Raw genomic sequence first — 19,124 nt, forward strand, 5'->3', positions numbered from 1 at the left:
TCTGATTTTCTGCGGCCTTTTTCCCAGGTATGATAAGGCTTTAATCCGATCATCACCTCAATATGCGAAAATGAGAACGGACATACACCTTCGTCGTCCCGTCCAGTCTGAGTCATTACATAGGTTACCTCGTCATAATTTTTGAGTTTATCCCTTAGTATGGTGGCCATTTCCGAAGATTTTTCGAGCGACATGCCGGGAGGAAGCTGTACCTGAAGCCAGATACTCCCTTCGTCAAGATGAGGCAAAAAGTCTTTTCCCACATATACCGAGAGTCCGATCACTGCAACCAGAATAGCAGTAGTGGGAAGTATGATCTTTCCCGGGGCGGCGATAATTTTTGCAGTCCGGCTTTTGTACATTTCTGTCAGGCATTCGAGCCAGCGGTTATGATAGACCTTTTGAGGTTTTCGGTATGCCATAAAAGCCAGTCCGGGAATCAGGATCAACGCTGACGCCAATGCTCCCAACAGTGCGAAACTGAGTGTAAATGCCATTGGGGTAAAGAGTTTTTGTTCGACCCTGTCGAATGCAAACAACGGCAGGTAAGCGATAATGATGATCAGCGTTGCAAAAAAGATGGGTTTTGCCACTTCTGCAGCACGTTTTGCGATGCTTGCCTTCTCCAAAGGCTCATCGGGATCATCCTCCCTCTTTTTAAGGATAGTTTCCATCATTACGATCGTACCATCCACAATAATACCGAAGTCAATCGCTCCCAAAGAGAGTAGATTTGCAGGAATATCGGTCAGCCACATCAGGATAAATGCGATCAGCAGCGAAACAGGAATGGTAATGGTGGCAAGCAACGCCCCTTTCGGGCTTCCGAGAAAAATGATCAATACGCCGATAACCAGTAATATGCCGAATAAGAGCGTATGCGAGATGGTATTCAGCGTAGCATCGACCAATTCGGTCCGGTCATAAAAGGTATGGACCTTTACGCCTTTAGGTAAGATATGGGTATTCAAATCATCAACGGCTTCGCTTATCTTTTCGAGTACCCGGGAAGGGTTTTCATAACGCAACAATTGCACCATGCCTTGTACCCCGTCTTCATAGTCTATATCGTTATCGACATAGCCCATAATGCCCTTTCGTTCGAGGTTTCCATATTTTAATTCACCCAGATCCTTAATATAGACGGGTGCTCCGCCAACAGTCTTTACTACGATATTGCCCATGTCCTGTAAATCACGCACAAGCCCTACGCCGCGTACCACGTAGCTTAGATCGCCGCGGATAAACGTACTGCCTCCTGCATTGGAGTTGTTACGTTCTATGGACTCAGTAACTTCACCTAGCGAGATATTATATTTGATTAATTTATTGGGGTCTATTTCTATTTGAAACTGTGTGGTAATACCACCGAAATTTGACACATCGGCAATACCGTGGATCTGCCTCAAACGGGGAATGATTACCCAGTGGTTGAGTTCGGTAAGTTCCCGCAGGCTTTTGTTTCCTGCAACAACATACCGGTAGATTTCGCCTGTGGGTGAGGTCAGCGGGTCGAGTCCTGGCCTGGCATCAAAAGGTAGATCGATGTCATTGATGCGTTCCAGCACCCGTTGTCGTGCCCAATAATCGTCTGTCCCATCCTCAAAGACAAGTGTAATTTTAGATAAACCGAAAAAGTTCTTGCTCCGCATGATTTTCAGGCGCGGGATCCCGTTGAGTTCCCGTTCAAGGGGAATGGTTATCTGTTGCTCTATCTCCGTGACCGCGAGTCCCGGCACTTGTGTAGCAACACCGACTGCTACATCGGCAATATCAGGATAGGCGTCAATGGCTAGTTGCCGCCAGGCGTAAATTCCAATGCCCGACAACAGTACAAATATCGTCAACATTAACCAGCGACGATCGAGCAGGGTATTCATCAATTTTTCCATGGATCTACATATTTAGAAAAATTCCACCCTTGATAACTATATTTTCACCTTCGGCTACACCGCTGATAATACGCACATCATCCAGGTTAACGGTCTCGGTTTCCACTCTTCGGCGAACATATTTACCCTTTGCTGTTTCAACCAGTACATAATCGTTATCCAGTTCCTGCATGATGGCAGTAGACGGCAGAATGATCGTTTTTGTCGGGGAACTTAGAAAATGAACCTCGCAGAACATTCCGAGTTTCAGTTCCCGTTCGGTATTGTCGCAAGCAACGATCACTTCGAGTGAGCGGGTTTCCTCGTCCAGCATTTCGCCTATATGGTAAATGGTACCCCAGATGATTTTATCGGGACGGGCATCGGTAAATACTTCAACACGGTCGCCATGCCTGATTGCTCCGAAATATTTTTCTTTGACGAGCGCGGCAACCCAGACATGCGATAGATCGGCAACTATAGCCAGAGCCTCTGAATCTTCCTTTGCATAGCTTCCGATGGTAATATTGCATTTCACGATCTCGCCTGAAATGGGAGAAACAACTCTCAAAGGATGTCCCATTTGAAGTGAAGCCGGATCTATATTAAATATCTGAAGGGTTGCTTTTGCCTGTTCTAACTCCTGAGTAGCAATATCCGCTTCACTTTGGGCCTGTTCCAGATCCTTTTGAGAAGCAACGCCATTGGCAGCTAACTCTTTTTGGCGGTTATAATTCCTTTGAGTGAGCTCGTTTGCCGATCTGGCAGCGAAATAAACTTTTGTAGCTTCGTAAAATTCAGGAGAACCCAACTCATAAATTGGAGTCCCTGCATTAACCTTTTGTCCCAGTTGGACATACGATTTTGATATTCGTCCTGCAAACGGAGAAGCAATTTCCGCAAATTTCCCTGAAACCGGGCGAACGGTTCCAATGGTTCGGAATTCTGCCGAAAAATCCTGTAAACGGGATTTTTGGACAACTATTTCTTTAAAAATAGGCGAACTTTCTTTTACCGTTATAGTGTCGCCATCAAACCTCACATCCATCGCCTCCTTTGTGGCTTCGTTATTGCCACAGGCAGCCATAAGTAATATACATACGGATACCCAGATATATTTATACATAAATTATTGCGTTATAAAATGATACTTATAATTAATAATTGTGTTGTGGCAAATACCTGCCACACATGGAGAACCTGCACTCCGTTAAAACCTATATTTCAGGCATAGATATCCGGCTATTTTGTAGTTTACGGATTGTTTTGACTGATTCTGTGGCTGATCGATCAGCCGGGTTTTAGCGTTGCGGGTTTTTGAAATTATAAGTAAAATGCAGGAGGGGCACGTAAGTTATAGTAGTTTACAGTTCTTAATACAATATGGGAACTGTGTCGTTGAATAAATGTAAAAAGAAGTATACTGGCTATTCCTAAAGAAAGGAACAGAATGATGTCAATAGAAAAAGAATTAAACTGGGCGATCGTATCCAGGGCTGCCTTATCATGAGTGTGATCAGGCGTTCCTTCCGAAGTTTTTGAAAAAGGATGGGAATGGGTAACCGAGTAATTGAGGTAATGATGGGTATGGATAAAAGCGGTATTCCCAACATAGAAACCTATGTGGAGAAGGATAAGGAAGGTCTTTAATAAAATATTATTTCGTATTATTTCCACCCGATCAATTTAGGATACAAAAATATATTTTTTTAGGGAGTAAAAGGTAAAATTCAGGCTGAAAAAACAGATACTGCCCATAATTATGTGTAAACAGCAAAATCTACAAATAACCGGATGAAGGTTTAAATCTTCATCCGGTTATCTGATATCTTCAAGGATCACATTTACATTAACCATTCTGATTACAAAACACAGAAAAGGCAGGTTATTTATTGTCCGGTTATTTAGAAATGTTTCAAAAACTTACGTTCTGAAATACGAACTGTTGATCAGGCTCAGTCTTGTATTTTTTCAGATGCGGTGAGTAAGTTTTTACGTCTACTGTGTGTTTTGCCGGGTCGATAGTCAGTATCCTGAAATAACCTTCGTCACCATGGATACCATCAACGCCATGTTGGTAATTGGCCAGCATCTGGTATACCTTATTGCCGTGTATGCCTTCGCTTACCAATGTCCCGACACCATCATGCAATACATGTCCGCTGAATACGAAAAGGATGTTGGTATAACGACTCACCAGCTTGTCCCATATTTGTTCTCCGTTATTTACTGCATTGGCACAGGTATCCTTGCCTATACCATAGCTTTGCGGCAACCATTTATCGCCTTCGCCCATGCGTGTATCGTCCGAATACATATAAGCGTGGGTATTGATGATGATTTTGTGTCTGGAATGTTGCTGGACCACATCAGCCGCCCAGTCGAGGACACAATTGCGAGGGCCAAACTCGAGCGAGAGGATCAGCCAGTCGATACCTCCTGCATGGAATGTATGCCAGGTGTTGTCAATTTTCCCGGTTTCGTATGCACCGCCAAATCCTTTTTGCTTGCTGTATTTACTATAAGGAAAGTAGTGATTGAATAAGTCGGAATTACGTGTGTCTGTCGAACCACGGGTTCCCAGGTCGTGGTTTCCCATAGCAATGGTATAGGGCACTATACCGTCTAGCAGTGACATGGCTTCAACGGCCACTTTCCATTGTGCGTCGATATTATTATCGGTAACATCGCCTTGTTGGAGGACAAAAGCGAAGCTGTCTGCATTGGCAGCGATCCACTCTGTTTGCGAACGGAATACTTCGGGATAAAGACGCGAGTATGTTTGCGTATCGGGCATCAGTGCCAGCTTAAAGGGTTGCGGCTTCGAGCACGAGAAAAGGAAAAACAACGAGCATAAAGCAATCGTCTTGAAAAGATAATTTATTTTAATCATGTGGGTTTTATATTTAATAAATAAATTAAGCACTCAGTGCTATTTATTATTTTCTCAAATCGCATTGATCAAATTAATTACGATTATAAAATATGTCATTATTTTATTAGTATTACTTAAGAATTAATTTGATGCATTTTTGCGTAACCAGGGAAAACAAGCAAACAAAGGATAAGCTAATTTTCGACATGTACCTATAAAGGGGCTGATAATTTTTTATCTGTTTCCTTGCGAACGTATAAGTCTTTACTCCTTGTATTTACGTCTGGAATCGGTTTCCTTTCCCTGATCAAAGGATATTGATACCAATACGCTACAGAGCAGACATCGTCCGAACGTAAATAGAAAACATTGTCAGGATTGCGCCGTGGGTGGTCAATAGGCATAAATATCAACGAATCGCCATATTTATCCCTGGCTTTGTTGATATGAATCAATCCCATCTGCTGGACATCGACCCGGATATCATTCTTGAAATAAATCGGATCATTTACATGAAACCGGTACAAAGAACAAAAATCAGATTCTACCAGCGGAGCACCTCTGTATGGGGCACAGTGTGCTTCCAATCCCCAGGCGGCGCCAAAATAATCCTCTATACCTGTTCCACAGATGGTGGGATACTTTGTATCACCGTCCAGGTATATCTTCACTTCGCCTTCGCCCCACCATCCGCTGGTGAGCGGCCTAACGCCGACAACACATCCGAGAAATACACCCTTGGCCCCTTTTGTTTCCATGATGGTGAAATCGCGGCCATACCGGGTAGGATTTTCCCTGTTGAATGAAGCATGAAACCGGCCGTCATCTATGGCTACTTTATCGCCAAGTGTGAAGTCGACCTGATAAAAAAACCAGTCGATATCCACTTCCGACTCATTGGTAACTGTGATCAGGGCGTGATCGCCGAATGGCATCGGAATATCGCAGTTATAACCCAGGCTGGGTTGGACGGAGACCAGTTGCGAAGTCATGAATATTCTTGCTCCATGTGCTATCCCGAAAAAATCGGACAGAGGTACTTCAACGCTGGGTACCTTACTGTTTTCCCAATACATCCTGAGAATTACATTTCGCAGGTATTCAGGTTTATTATGAGGATTAAAAGTGCACCAAATGTGCCGTACCATCCCCGGACCCTTTGTATCAAGTAATGTTGCCGTTGCTCCTTTCTGGAAATTTCTGATGGCGGGATCACCTTTCAGTCCGTTTTTGGTCATCCCACCTTTTCCTTTTTCAGCACGAACATTTTCGGCAGAGGCTGCCCTACTTTCCAAATCCTTAAGTTTGTAAAGTTGTGCTGTACCATTTAATGAAAAATAAAAAAATAATATGATTAAGAAAAATATCCGTTTCATTTTTATCCTGTAATTAATTGTAATGAATTATTCATCAAATGCCCTGTAGTCAACTGTTCCCCATTTGTTGACAGTATATCCCCATTGCTTGATATATTCATCGCCGGGCAGGAATTTGTCATTTCTTTCCTCCAGCAGTTGCATTAGCAACCGGTCTAATTTGCCGCGTACTTTCATGCTTTTCTGGTCAGCAACCAGATTATTCATCTGGTACGGGTCGGCTACATTGTCATACAATAACCATGGGCCTTCCAGGTCCCTTACATAAGTGTAGCGGTGTGTCCGGACGCCTCTATACTCTTTACCGCCATTACGCCGCTCCCATTCGCCGAAAGGAGTAATACACTCTATCAGTGTTCCTTTTACCCTATCTTTTTCTTTGCCAAGAAGAACTGGACTAATATCACGGCCTTCTACTGAATCGGGTATTGAAATATCCGACATGGAGAGTAATGTAGGCATGATATCATGGACATTGAACAATACATCGGATGCTTTTCCTTTGGTACCCAAAAGCCTGGGATATTTCAGCAGAAAAGGAACCATGATAGATTCATCCCATGGTTTCTGTTTTCTTTGTAAACCCTGTGAACCAAGCATATCCCCATGATCTGAAGTAAATACAAAAATGGTATCTTCCTCCAGTCCGTTTTGCCTGATGGTTTGCTGTAGATCGCCTACACACTTATCTAATGCCGATATGTGTGCATAATAACCTCTGATGTCCTTTATTGCTTGTTCTTTACGATTTTCGGGGACATTGGGGCGCAGGGTAATTTCCTTGTCTGCATACAGTTTTTTATATTCTTCGGGCGCTGTTTCATACGGATTGTGCGGTGGTCCCCACGATAAAAACAAAACAAAAGGTTGTTCGGAATGTGCGTGTTGTTCGATATATTTTTGAGCATCTTTGGTTTGTGCAAATACATCGTAACCATCCCATACTTTCACATGTTCATTATTATTGTCGTAGTATTTCGAATGATTGTAGTTATGCGTACATTCCAGTACCTTAAAGTAATCGAATCCCTGGCGATGAGATTCAGGTATATACTTACTCCGACCGTTACCATTCACATGCCATTTACCGATATAAGCCGTGTGGTATCCTGCAGCTTTATATAGTTTACCGATAGTTTTGGCATTTGGGTCGAGGGTCACATCGTTGAGGAACAATCCGTTGGTCAGGGCATACTGTCCGGTAAGCAACGATGCCCGGTAAGCTGTGGATACAGGCATACAAGCAACGGCATGGGTAAAACGAATGCTTTCGTTGGCAAGTTGATCAATGTTTGGGGTCAACACGTCCTTATTTCCCATATAACCCACATCCTGTGCCCGCCATTGATCGGCAAGAACAAAAACAAGGCTGGGACGGCGTTTCGGTCTGCCGAATGGTAACGCAGAGCCGTAGCACATCAATGCCCCCACGCCAATTGCCGATTGACGGATAAAATGTCTTCTGGTAATCATTTGTTTGTTTTGTTGGTTTTTGCCATTTTCATGGATTTTATACTATTCTGTTCCTCTATGTAATATTCTGTCAACGTTGAACAAGAAAGCGGTGTTTTCCCGATCCTGCCTGCAGTTTTACAAAGATACCATCAATCGTTCCTTTTTGTGCAACCCCATTCATGATTATTTGCTGTTTCCTATCAAATAGCGGCAACCATACTTCTGCAACTGTATTGGCAGGAATTTCAATCTCCATTTCGAATTTTGTGCCGGGTGTGTTGTTGAATGATACTTTTATGTTGCCACGAATACTAGGCACGACAATTTCAGCATGAGACAATGAGGATGGCTGTGGTTTGATGCGTATCTTGCGGAAACCAGGTTCCAGAGGTTCAATACCCATCAGTTTACGCGGAATAATATTGGCAGGAACGGCACCCCATGCGTGGTTCCAGTCTAAATTGGGCTTATAATTGCGGCCCCATGCTTCGAGCGTAATGGTAGAGCCTGCGCGGATCATGTTGTACCAGCTGCGTTCGGCGGTTGACGATAGCAATTGAAATCCATAATCGGAGTCGTTCCCATTGTACACGGCATCCATCAGGAATTGCGCCCCGTATACGCTGCAGGCCATACCGCGTGAACGCACAAAATCGGTTACTGTTTTACTGTTTTTTGCCGGCACCATGTCGAATGCCAGCGGGAAGATATTGGCATGCAAAGAACTGTGGTCCGTATCGATACCATCGTTGTAGTATCCTTTCTTACTGTCGAGAAGAAGTTTATTAAACTGTTGTTTCACATATTGTGCCTGTTTACGATAAGTATTGCAGTCGTCTGTTTTTCCGAGCGTTCCGGCAATAAGGCTCATTAATTGCAATGCTTCATAGTGATAGGCATTCACAACTGTATTGTAGTCGGTAAAGACAAAAGCATCGGCTTCTCCGGGCGATTCTTTACCCACTCCGAGAACACCGCTTTGGGGCCAGTCAACAATGTCGCGTATTGCCTTCCCGCCAAAATGGATAGATTTCAAAAAACCGGATGTTTGCTTGCCGGTGCGCGTACTGATGAGTCCGTTTGTTTCGGTAAGCGCCGTAAGGGTTTTGGCTTTCAAATCTACGTAAAACCGTTGTAACGATGCCGGATTTCCGGTATATAAATAATCGTGCCAGGCCATCAACACCGATTGTATGATCCATTCGGTAGGCCATGTGGGATTTTCGATAAGATATTCATGGCTGTAACGACCCATGGAAAATTCGCGATCCAGGCAATAATGGCTCAATTGGTTGATGAGTGCATCGGCTTCATAGGGAATGCGCTCCCGGTCACCATCCACATAAGTGCCCGTAAATGATGTTGCTTTGATGGAATATTTGCATAAATCCCATATCTGGTTCAAAATACTGTCGGATGAGTAAAAGTGCGATGCCTGTTCGTTAAACGGGTAGTGCACCGACTGGCGTATCACATCTGCCTTGCTGATGTTTTGCCCGTAACCTTCCAGTTCGCAATAGCGGAAAGGAATTACTTCGCCGGTATAGTCAGGCATGAGGATGGCCGCGGAACCGGTATTACGCCTGTCGGGACGTATTTTTACCAGATAGGAGTGTGTTCCCGGCATCAACGGTAACCTGTAGGATGTATAGCGGATGCTGCCGCCGGGCTTGCGGTCTATTCTACCTCCTTTTACGCTTTCGCCCAAATGAATAATGACAGTATCGGATCCGGGCGACGACAACGTGATACGCAGACGCCCGAAAGCAGCCTTACCAAAGTCGATAAATGTGATATGTCCATCAATACCATGCATCCGTACAGGATATTCGTCGGTTATTTGCAACGGATAACGCGCAGTATGGTTATCGAGTGTTGCAGCAGTAATGAAACTTTTTGGTTGGGAAAACGGGCTTTCCTCACCATGGTTGTTCCATGTCTGCACCTTCCAGTAATATACAGTGGATGGTTGCAGCGGTTTCCCGGCATACTGCACCGCCGTGGAATTCTCGCTTGCCGTATTTCCACTGTCCCACATATCGCCCAGACCCTGCGCCAGTATTTTTGCATTGCTTGCAACCAGAATGCGGTAGGCTGTTTGCAGCGTATTGGGATTATTGTCGTTCATAATCCAGCCAAAATAGGGCTTTTCACTACGGATGGAAGCTAACTGGTAACGTTCGATGGCAGCATGACACTCCTCCAGCGAAAAGTTGGCAGGATAACCGTCGAGGAATATACGATCGGTATGTTCCAACAGATCGGTGGTGAGACCTGTGGGAGGTTCGGCAGCAAAAGAACGGAAAACAAAAAGTAAGATGAGGGAAATAAATAAGTACAGCGATTTTGGAAAAGTGGTTTTCATGTTGATGAAAAGATTAAGAAAAGGTGATCATCGGTCGAATTGAGGAACAGGAAGTTGTATGCCTCCTTTCAGGGCGGATTGATGGGCAACAAAACCGGGAGCGGTATAAGCCAGGGCTTCATATACATTGATGAGCGGTTCCCGGTTCCGGACAATAGACTCAATGAATTCATGTACCAAAAATACTTCCGAACCGGCGTGTCCTTTTCCGAAAGCCGGTTCAAGGGCTTCCGGCAGAAATTGTCTTGCGTAGTCCGGTGGCGTCCAGTCTTCTTTTGTCGCACGTTTCGAATCATAGCCACCGCCATCTTTCTCGTAATCCTGGCCGCTTGTTCGGGTGAAATGTCCGAGGCCATTGGGAGAGCGTTCGAAGAAACTCATTTTGTCGCCGTACCATTGGGCGCGTTCACATCCTCCGAAAGCACCCCGCTTGAACATCGCCACTCTCAAAGCATTGCCCCGATTGGTCCGGAATAAGGCCACCTCATTCCAATACGGATTGTTACCGGGATTACCTTCCATGATCGGATCACCATCACCCCAGCCGAGACAGGAAACTTCCGTGAGACGCTCGCCGGTCAATCCGATCAGGAAAGAGGTGCAATGTGTCGGATAATGCATCGGCGGGTTGCCGAACCGCCAGGTCGGCTTGCCGTCCTTGTCGCGCCAGAGCGAATATTCCATACCTGCGTGAAAATACTCAGCCTCCGTGAAGAAGATATTCCCGAATTTGCCTTCCTGATACCATTGCCTGGCAGCGATCAACGCAGGATGATAATAACTGGTTTCCGCCATCATATAATTCTTACCCGACTTTTCCACGGCATTTCGCAGAACGTCACATTCCGCAAGAGTCCAGCAGGCCGGAACGGCGCAAATAACATGCAATCCTTTTTCCAGGCACATGACCGAATGTTTCAGGTGATCCGGTGCTCCTGAAAAAACGGCAATAGCGTCGAAATCCCTGGCAGATTTATCCAACATGATTTCAAGCGAATCATAGGCTTTTTCGCATTTGAAATATTTGACCATTCGGTCACGCCGGTCCTGCCGAAGATCGGTCACACCGGTTACTACGACATTTGGATGAAGATGCCAGGGAAACATGCATCCAAAGCCTCCGCCCACAATGCCGACACGGATTTTTTTGGAGGTGTCGAGCCCCTCAGAGGCTTGTAAAAGCAGTTCGCCGGGGTTGAGAATATACATGGCCGCCAAAGCTCCGGCGGTTTTTAATACTTTTCGTCGAGAAATTCGTTCCATAACTGATTTTATTGTTTTAAGGTCAAAGACCTGGTATTTTAATATCGTTCTTTTTGTCCGTTTATCGATAAATCAAAACAGATCGTAAAATCCTTTCAGTAACATTAGATAATGTGTTACAATGTATGATTTAAAACCGTACGGATATACACCTTTGTACATCCGTACGGTTTTTTACCTATTATTTCACTATTTTTCCCCAAAAACTGATCTCCTGAATACCTACAGGCCCTGTGAGCGCTGTATGGTAAGTCGATAAGATTTTGATACGGATATACCTGACAGTGACAGAAGGATCGGCAAAGTCATCCTTCACAAATTTGAATTCATGTCCTTCTCTGGCAAGTTCTATCATAGATGGGTCATTCCAGGGATTAGTTATTTCGGGATGGGGATTCACATATTCGAATCGTCCCAGTGGTAACCAGCTATCATCCCAACTTCCGTCCGGATTGGGCTCCAGGGAACCATACACTTCAAATGTCTTCGGATGTCCCCTTCTCCATCTGTCATCAGCATGGTCACGGGGCCATATTCTCATGCGGTCTAATTCTACCTTTACCCCTAAATCCCAGGTAAACCAACAGGGGATAGGCGCTGTTGCCGGAATCTGGAAGTTGTTGGTTGCAGTACCAACGGCCAATAATATCCCGTTCCACATGTATCGTAAGGGAAGAGCTGGATTGGCCAGGGCGTCGCTGGGCAGGATATATTCCGTCCATGTATTCTTGGGGATGAGCATGATGGGATCGTACTCAATCTTAACATCGACCTTTTGTGTGCTGAATGTATCTATAGCCAGAGTATCAGGCTTATACGAGGTGTAATATGACAAGGGGTGTTCGAAATTGAAATTGGGAATCACTGTATTGGTTTCCGTTTTGTCAACAAATAAGGTCTGATTGTCACCATTGAGATTCACATAAGCCAGATTGATACCAACTTCGGTATTTGCGGCTCCTGACCATTCAAGTGTTAGATCCTGACCATCGTAAAACTTACTTTTTATGCTGCGATTCACCAGTGAACGCTCATACATTTCGCCATACACGGCACCGATCACTTCCACCGGAATGGATACATTACCTTCGGAGTCGTACGTCCGGATCATGAACGAATAGGTGTTTTCTTCCAACTCCAATATCCTGCTAACGATATTCATGCCCGGATCGGCGTCTACTTCTACCGATTCGGTATCATTATTCCAGAAAATACGGGCCTTCACCACTTTGGGATCACCACTCTTTTCCCAGGAAATTTTGATCCGTTCTTTTCCGGGCGATGCTATTACATTTATTGCTTTCCCCGGATAAGGCAGTCCGTTGGGTACAATATATTCTTCGTATATACTGTCCTGATCCTTACATGAAAAGAATCCTAAAATGATTCCAATCACAATGATATATACTGATTTTTTCATCCTGAATGATTTTTAAATATTCTATTCATCTTATTTTGTAACTGTTCCCCAAAAACTGACCTCCTGAATACTTATATTTGAAATGGATGTATTATTGAAGGTCGAAATGGTTTTTATCCGGATATATCTGATGGGGACAAACGGATCGGGAGCAAAATCGGTATAAGCAAAATCGAAATCGATTCCTGCCCGGGCAAAATCTATGTCTTCCTGGGTAATTGCTTCATCGGGTGTTGGTTTTATACATTCGAATCTTCCCAACGGTATCCAACTTTCGTCTAAATCCCCGTTCGGATTAGGTGTAGTAGAACCATATATTTCAAATATCCTTGGTTGACCTCTCCTCCATCTATCATCAACGTGTTCACGCGGCCACAATTTTAAACGGCTCAGGGTAACGGTTTTTCCAAAATCCCAGGTAATGACTGCAGGTAGGGGCTGATTCTGAATGACGAGACATGAATTACCATTGCTAAGGTTATTATTCCATATATTTTGAAGCCGGTAATTCTCGTTGAGCGGTGGGGTATCGCCCGGTAAGGCATATTCCTTCCAGGTACCTTTAGTGATTTCTTCTTCGTAAATCGGCTTCAGCGTATTTGTTATCGTATCAGACAGGTTGTTCCACCGGTCGCGGAGATATACCGCGAAATCGTACGATACGGAATCCAATCCGCGAAAGGAGAAAGATGCTTTTGGCATCGATGTATAAAATGTATGCAAAATGCTCAAATACCCGACATTTGCGGTATCAGCCATCAATACGATGGCTAAGTTCGTTTTACCCGGATTTTCGATATTGACGGATACTCCTCCGAAAGTTTCCTTCAAACTTTTGGTTGCCAGGCGTACGGGTGCTGTGGTAGGATTAACCTGTACGGTTAACGGTTCTGACTTTTTTTCGTTTTTCCCTACACTATACAATTGTACATCGTAAGTACGCGTATCGCCGAAACCTTCCAAAACCAGGGAGTCTTTGTAAAAAGATGATTTTGCTTCGCGTTGTATACCTGGCTGTATTTCATATACAGCCTGCACATACAACAGATTTTTATCATCTGACACTAAATATTTCAGCACGGCACCACCTGCGGTATTGCGTACCGTTACGTCAGTCACCTGAGCAGGCGCTGGTGCGCTGTCGTCGATATGATCGATCCGGTCTTCTTCCTTACAGCCGGCATATAATACCAACATTAAGGAAATGATAATATATATTATTCTATTTTTCATGTGAATAAAATTTGATTTTCAATGGTCACATGGAATATCCATATTTTATTTATCACGTTGGGTGAACAGTGATGTTCATGGATATTTCATCTGTATAAAATTATTTTTAATGGTTAGATGAACCCCGAAGGGCTCAGTGAAACTAAATGTCCAATTTTGTTCATGACGGTGGGTATACTGCTATGTTTATGGACATTTCATGCTATTTCAAATTTCGATTGAATTTACCATCCTATATTCTGTACTAAATTCCGATTATTAATTATATCGCTGTTCTTGATCGGCCAGAAATAATCGCGAACCCTGAAGTCCCGATTGAGCAACACCCGGGGTGTGTACATGATTTGATTGACCTCACTCTCGCTTCCGTCAGTCACAGCTACTTGCATGTTCCATCCTTCAATAGGTGTGCGATACAATTCGGGAGCGATTTTCCACCGGCGTATATCCCAGAAACGATGTCCCTCAAACGACAGTTCGATCATTCTTTCCTGCTGGATAATTTGTCGCATACCTGTCTGGTTGTTGTATTTAGGATTATTGGTGTATGTATCCCACGACTCTTTCACTGTTTTCAAGCCGGCACGCGCGCGAACCCTATCGATATATTCGAACATCTCGCTGCTGTTGGAACCTGCAGGGCCTTCAAATTCATTGATTGCTTCGGCATACAACAGGTACAAATCGCTCAATCGTATGATCGGCCAGGGATAGGCTGTGGCGGAATATTGACTGACAGATACCATCTGGCCTTCGAAAGGCAAATATTTTTTGGGTATATAACCGGTATAGGGTCCTTTTCCTTTGGTACCGTCCACTTCACCTATTTTAAGACCTAAATACCATAACCCGGATGGATTTTTATCGTTATATTGTCCTGCCCCAAACCAAACTCCGCCGTCGAATCCTACCCATGCATAAAACCGGGGTTCCCTGTTGAAATGCAAGTCTATGGTAGTTCTGCCTTCTTTGATGTATAATTTGTCTTCGGGTTGTGCTACCCTGAGGTTATAGATATCATCTATATTTCTTGTTTTATCCTCGTCAAGAGGCACACCATAGTGGGTGTAGAACATAGATGCGATTTTCAGCGGCATGCCCAAACTTCTTCTGACATTGGTGCTGGTTGTATATGACTGATTCAATATTGGAGCCGATACCATCAGCATCCCACCACCACTGGTATGTGCAGTGCTTTGTGTGTTGGCCCAGATGATCTCGCTGTTCCATCGTTGGCTGAAGGCATTCCGAAGACTCAATTGTGTGGTGATAGTATCGGTGTACCTGATACCTGTACTTGGATATTTATACAACTCTATCCCGGCTTCGTGACATATTTCAATGGCTTCTTTACAGGCAGTAACCGCTTTCTCCCATTTTCCGGGATCGTATGTCGTGTTAAACAGCTGCGTACCATCACGATTACGTAATGTAGCCTGGTCATTATTACCATTGAACAGGGGGCTGGCTGCCGTTACCAAAACTGTTGCTTTCAATGCAAGGGCAATAGGCCTGGTGATCCGGCCCATATCATTGGCAGGATCATATATGAACAGCGGGAGATGGTCGCCTTCGGAAGCTTCGTCCAATAATTGCACAATATACCCAAAACAATTATCTACCGGTTCGCGCTCTACTTTCACTTTGGATACATCTACACTTACCGGAAGATTTTCACGGACGAGTGGTATCGGACCATACATCCGTAGCAGATGGAAATGATAATAGGCTTTCAGAACTTTTATTTCTGCAACCCATTGTTCATGTTCCCCCGGCAGCAGATCGGGCACTTTAGCCACATTATCCAGAAAGGTGTTGCAGTCACGCAGGGCCTGATACATGCTGCCCCAGGACTCAAGCAGGGGATCAGTGGCATTCATCATTCCCCTGGCGATATAATGGGCATCATATGTGAAACCTGAACTAATATCCTCCACTGTCCACATTTCGTCGCTACCCAATATGGCCGGGTCCTGACTCGGATTGCCCTGCTTGGGCATGTACGAATAGCAGGTGGCCAAATATTTGAGCGCTTGTACTCTCGAATTAAATGCCATGTCGATGGTGGCTACCCCTTCAGGCACAACGTCCAGGTAGTCGCTGCAAGCATTGAACCCGACAATGGCGGCGAGAAGCAATACTTTAAAAAAACTGTATTTTTTTATCTGTTGATGTCTATAGGTATTCATAATTTCCGTTTTATTAATTAAAACTTAAGTTCAACCCAACATTGAAAACTTTTTGAATGGGGTATCCCAAACCATCACCGGCCATTTCCACATCCCATAACTTAAACTTACTGAAAAGAAGAAGATTGGTTCCGCTTACGTAAAACCGAAGATTCGATATCTTCATTTTTTCTGTCCACCGCTGAGGCAATGTATAACCTATTTCCACTTGTTTAAGGCGCAGGAAAGTCCCGTCGCGCATGAACCATGTGTTTTTTGCCACATTATTGCTGTGCACTGTAGGGCTGAGTCGGGGCCAGATAGCATATATGTCTTGCGTTTCTTCCGACCAGTAACTGTCGGCATACGCTTTGAGTAATTGAGCATCATTCACGAATGGGGATGTAGTGGTAGCATTGATCCAGAATGATTCGTTGGCTACACCCTGAAAGAATGCCGAAAGATCAATGTTCTTATATCCCATCGAAAAGCCAAAGCCATATACGATTTCAGGTATTGTAGGATTGCCGATCGGTACACAGTCAGCCTCGTCTATTTTACCATCGCGGTTCACATCCGTATATTTGATATCGCCGCCGCCATATTTGTCGATGCCAACTGCTTGTGGTGATGCATTTTCGGCTTCTGTATCATCCACAAACAACCGTTCGGCAATATAGCCGTATTCCTGCTTGAGTGATTTCCCAATCCGTGAGCACCAGGGTTCGTCGTATACAGGCTCTTCGTATACTTCATATTTGCTGGTGGCATACGTGAAATTAGCACGTGCCGAAGTCCAGAAATCTGTTGTCCAGTTTTGTTGGTATTCCAGAGTCATGTCGATACCTTTGCCCGATGCTTCGCCTACATTTGCCCTTACAGGAGCTGTCAAACCCATTGTACGCGGTATAGCTTCCCTGTTCATCAGGATATTGCTTCGGTATTCGGTAAAATATTCGGCGATCAGGGTCAGTTTGTTCCACAAACCCAATTCCAGGGCAAAGTTTTGCTTGGTCGACGTTTCCCAGGTGATCTCCGGGTTGGCATACCGGTTCACAAGTACGCCGGTATATCGGTTATTCAGATCCTGTCCGAAGGTTGCCGCACGATTTCCAGCATTCATATTGACCTCCGAGAGATAGAAGAACCTGTCGGCTTTGCTGCCTATCTGGTCGTTTCCTATCAAACCGTAGGAGTAACGCAGTTTCAGGTTGGAAATTATCGGTTTTATCGGTTCCCAGAATTGTTCGTTGGAAATACTCCATGCAACACCAGCCGATGGGAAAAAACCAAAACGGTTATTTTTATCGAAACGTTCAGTGCCATTGTATCCGAAATTAAATTCAGCAAAATAGCGACGATCATACGAATAAGTGGCACGTCCCGACACTCCTATACTTCTTGAGGGTAGCGATAACTGCAATGTACCTACCTTGGCATCCAGACTTTGTCGTGCCATGTAAACCAGCAAACCGCTAATACTGTTTTTCCCGAAATCACGGGCATAGTTGACCATTCCTTCAAAATAAAACGTTGAATTCATGATGTGGTCAGCGTCAATTTCCCCGTATCCCAGATACTCAGTACCGGTTTGTGTTTCTGCCAGCTTATATTCACCTGTCTGACGGTTATACGAGCTGATCTGATAATAAAACGGAGTGTACGATCTCTGTACCCCGAATTGTGCCAGCCGGCTGATATTCAACATTCCCCTGACAGATAAGCCTTCGGTAATGAACTTCAGATCCTGCTTCAATTCTACCTGTGCCAGTATCTGTGAACGCGATTTGTCTTTATAGCCCTGCACCATCATTGCATAAGGGTTGGTTTTACTATTTTCGTAATTTCCAAACAGAATGTGTTCTGCATGCTGATGATCGCTATCGATAGGGTAATAAGCCGGAAAAAGGACAGGATTGGAATGCAACATGGCATTATACAATTCCGTACCTCCCGGTATCGGACCTTTGTAATCTTCAAAATTTCCACTCAAACGCACGATCATCTCCGTGGTTTTGGTGATGTTGATATTGACATTCGCCCGCAAATTGTAATTATTGATGGCAATGTTGTTGTTGAAGTTGTTGCGTTTGTCTACCTTCATGATCCCGTTGTCGCGGTTGTAGGAGCCCGACACGTAATACCGTGCCACGCCTCCTCCGCCACCAACACTCAGGTTAGCACGCTGGTTCATCGTATAATCCTTGAACAACATCTCTTTCCAGTCATTAGCGGGATAGATGATCGGGTACCTGCCTTCCTCCGTCATTTCGATCTTTTCCTGCGAGTATAGGGTAGCACCTCCCGGATCGCGGGTAAGAATTGCTTCGGTGTGCAGTGTCATGTAGGTTACAGGATCGGCTACTTCGACGTTCCGTGTCGGCATGGAAAGGGAATTTTCAAAACGGAACGAAATTTTTGCCGGTCCCACATTCCCCTGCTTGGTAGTCACCAGAATAACCCCGTTTGCTCCGCGTGCGCCATACAAAGCGGTAGCTGTTGCGTCTTTCATGATGGAAAAACTGGCAATATCATCGGGTCGTAAACGGGCCAGATCGGTGGATGTGAGCTCAATACCGTCTATCAGGATCAAGGGATTGGTATTGGTGCCGAAGGTAGTGATACCGCGAACAAAGAAGTCGGCATTGTCCTGTCCGGGTTCACCGCTACGCTGGTATGCAATCACGCCTGCCATATTGCCTGCCAACGCTGTTGTCAGGTTGCTGCTGGGCACTTTCAATTCAGCCGGATTGACGGTGCTGATGGAGCCGATCACACTTTCCTTCTTTTGTTTACCGAACGCTACCACTACTACTTCGTCAATTTCGGCAGTACTTTCCCGCAACGTTACGGAAATAATCTTACGGTTTCCTACAACTACATCTTGCTGTTGGTATCCGATAAAACTGAATTGTAGTATCGACGTATCGCTTGGTACGGAGATCGTGTATTCACCGTTAATATCAGTAGTCGTACCTAAGGTACTTCCCCTGATGATCACATTTACACCGGGCCGGAGGTCGCCGTAATTGTCGGAAACTGTACCAGTGATGCGGATACCGGGCTGAACCCCGGCAGTGGCTTGTGCTGGGGGTGGA

Annotated in this window: 12 protein-coding genes; all 12 read right to left on the bottom strand. The window is 44.7% G+C overall.

Annotation, left to right across the window (positions count from 1 at the left end):
- A partial coding sequence (locus LBQ60_02305) for an efflux RND transporter permease subunit (GenBank protein MDR2036735.1) occupies positions 1-1,892 on the bottom strand: 1,892 nt, incomplete at its 3' end.
- A gap of 4 nt (positions 1,893-1,896) precedes the next feature.
- On the bottom strand, positions 1,897-2,997 hold the full coding sequence (locus LBQ60_02310) for an efflux RND transporter periplasmic adaptor subunit (protein MDR2036736.1): 1,101 nt from the start codon (positions 2,995-2,997) through the stop codon (positions 1,897-1,899).
- 197 nt (positions 2,998-3,194) lie between these two features.
- Positions 3,195-3,548, bottom strand: a complete 354-nt coding sequence (locus tag LBQ60_02315) for a hypothetical protein (protein ID MDR2036737.1) — start codon at positions 3,546-3,548, stop codon at positions 3,195-3,197.
- Between the two features lie 238 nt (positions 3,549-3,786).
- The gene (locus LBQ60_02320; GenBank protein MDR2036738.1) at positions 3,787-4,764 is read right to left on the bottom strand and encodes a metallophosphatase; all 978 of its coding nucleotides are present in this window, start codon (positions 4,762-4,764) and stop codon (positions 3,787-3,789) included.
- 194 nt (positions 4,765-4,958) lie between these two features.
- Positions 4,959-6,041 carry a DUF2961 domain-containing protein gene (locus LBQ60_02325; protein MDR2036739.1) on the bottom strand — a complete coding sequence of 361 codons (1,083 nt, stop codon included), beginning with the start codon at positions 6,039-6,041 and terminating at the stop codon, positions 4,959-4,961.
- Between the two features lie 108 nt (positions 6,042-6,149).
- Positions 6,150-7,595 carry a sulfatase gene (locus tag LBQ60_02330; GenBank protein MDR2036740.1) on the bottom strand — a complete coding sequence of 482 codons (1,446 nt, stop codon included), beginning with the start codon at positions 7,593-7,595 and terminating at the stop codon, positions 6,150-6,152.
- A gap of 70 nt (positions 7,596-7,665) precedes the next feature.
- Positions 7,666-9,942: a family 78 glycoside hydrolase catalytic domain gene (locus tag LBQ60_02335; GenBank protein MDR2036741.1), complete on the bottom strand. Its 2,277-nt coding sequence runs from the start codon at positions 9,940-9,942 to the stop codon at positions 7,666-7,668.
- Between the two features lie 27 nt (positions 9,943-9,969).
- Positions 9,970-11,205, bottom strand: coding sequence for a Gfo/Idh/MocA family oxidoreductase (locus tag LBQ60_02340; protein ID MDR2036742.1), 1,236 nt, complete (start codon positions 11,203-11,205; stop codon positions 9,970-9,972).
- Positions 11,206-11,386: 181 nt separating this feature from the next.
- Positions 11,387-12,625: a hypothetical protein gene (locus LBQ60_02345; GenBank protein ID MDR2036743.1), complete on the bottom strand. Its 1,239-nt coding sequence runs from the start codon at positions 12,623-12,625 to the stop codon at positions 11,387-11,389.
- 30 nt (positions 12,626-12,655) lie between these two features.
- Complete coding sequence (locus LBQ60_02350) at positions 12,656-13,858, bottom strand: DUF4959 domain-containing protein (GenBank protein ID MDR2036744.1); 1,203 nt, start codon at positions 13,856-13,858, stop codon at positions 12,656-12,658.
- A gap of 224 nt (positions 13,859-14,082) precedes the next feature.
- Positions 14,083-16,047, bottom strand: a complete 1,965-nt coding sequence (locus LBQ60_02355) for a RagB/SusD family nutrient uptake outer membrane protein (protein ID MDR2036745.1) — start codon at positions 16,045-16,047, stop codon at positions 14,083-14,085.
- Between the two features lie 13 nt (positions 16,048-16,060).
- Positions 16,061-19,124 (bottom strand): TonB-dependent receptor (locus LBQ60_02360; protein MDR2036746.1); only part of this gene is annotated, 3,064 nt, incomplete at its 5' end.

The sequence above is a fragment of the Bacteroidales bacterium genome (assembly GCA_031275285.1).
In the GTDB taxonomy this organism is placed as follows: Bacteria; Bacteroidota; Bacteroidia; order Bacteroidales; family UBA4181; genus JAIRLS01.

Coding starts and splice junctions, on each gene's coding strand:
- LBQ60_02350 (MDR2036744.1), bottom strand. CDS start 13,858: ATGAAAAATAGAATAATATATATTATCATTTCCTTAATGTTGGTATTA.
- LBQ60_02320 (MDR2036738.1), bottom strand. CDS start 4,764: ATGATTAAAATAAATTATCTTTTCAAGACGATTGCTTTATGCTCGTTG.
- LBQ60_02335 (MDR2036741.1), bottom strand. CDS start 9,942: ATGAAAACCACTTTTCCAAAATCGCTGTACTTATTTATTTCCCTCATC.
- LBQ60_02355 (MDR2036745.1), bottom strand. CDS start 16,047: ATGAATACCTATAGACATCAACAGATAAAAAAATACAGTTTTTTTAAA.
- LBQ60_02340 (MDR2036742.1), bottom strand. CDS start 11,205: ATGGAACGAATTTCTCGACGAAAAGTATTAAAAACCGCCGGAGCTTTG.
- LBQ60_02310 (MDR2036736.1), bottom strand. CDS start 2,997: ATGTATAAATATATCTGGGTATCCGTATGTATATTACTTATGGCTGCC.
- LBQ60_02330 (MDR2036740.1), bottom strand. CDS start 7,595: ATGATTACCAGAAGACATTTTATCCGTCAATCGGCAATTGGCGTGGGG.
- LBQ60_02345 (MDR2036743.1), bottom strand. CDS start 12,625: ATGAAAAAATCAGTATATATCATTGTGATTGGAATCATTTTAGGATTC.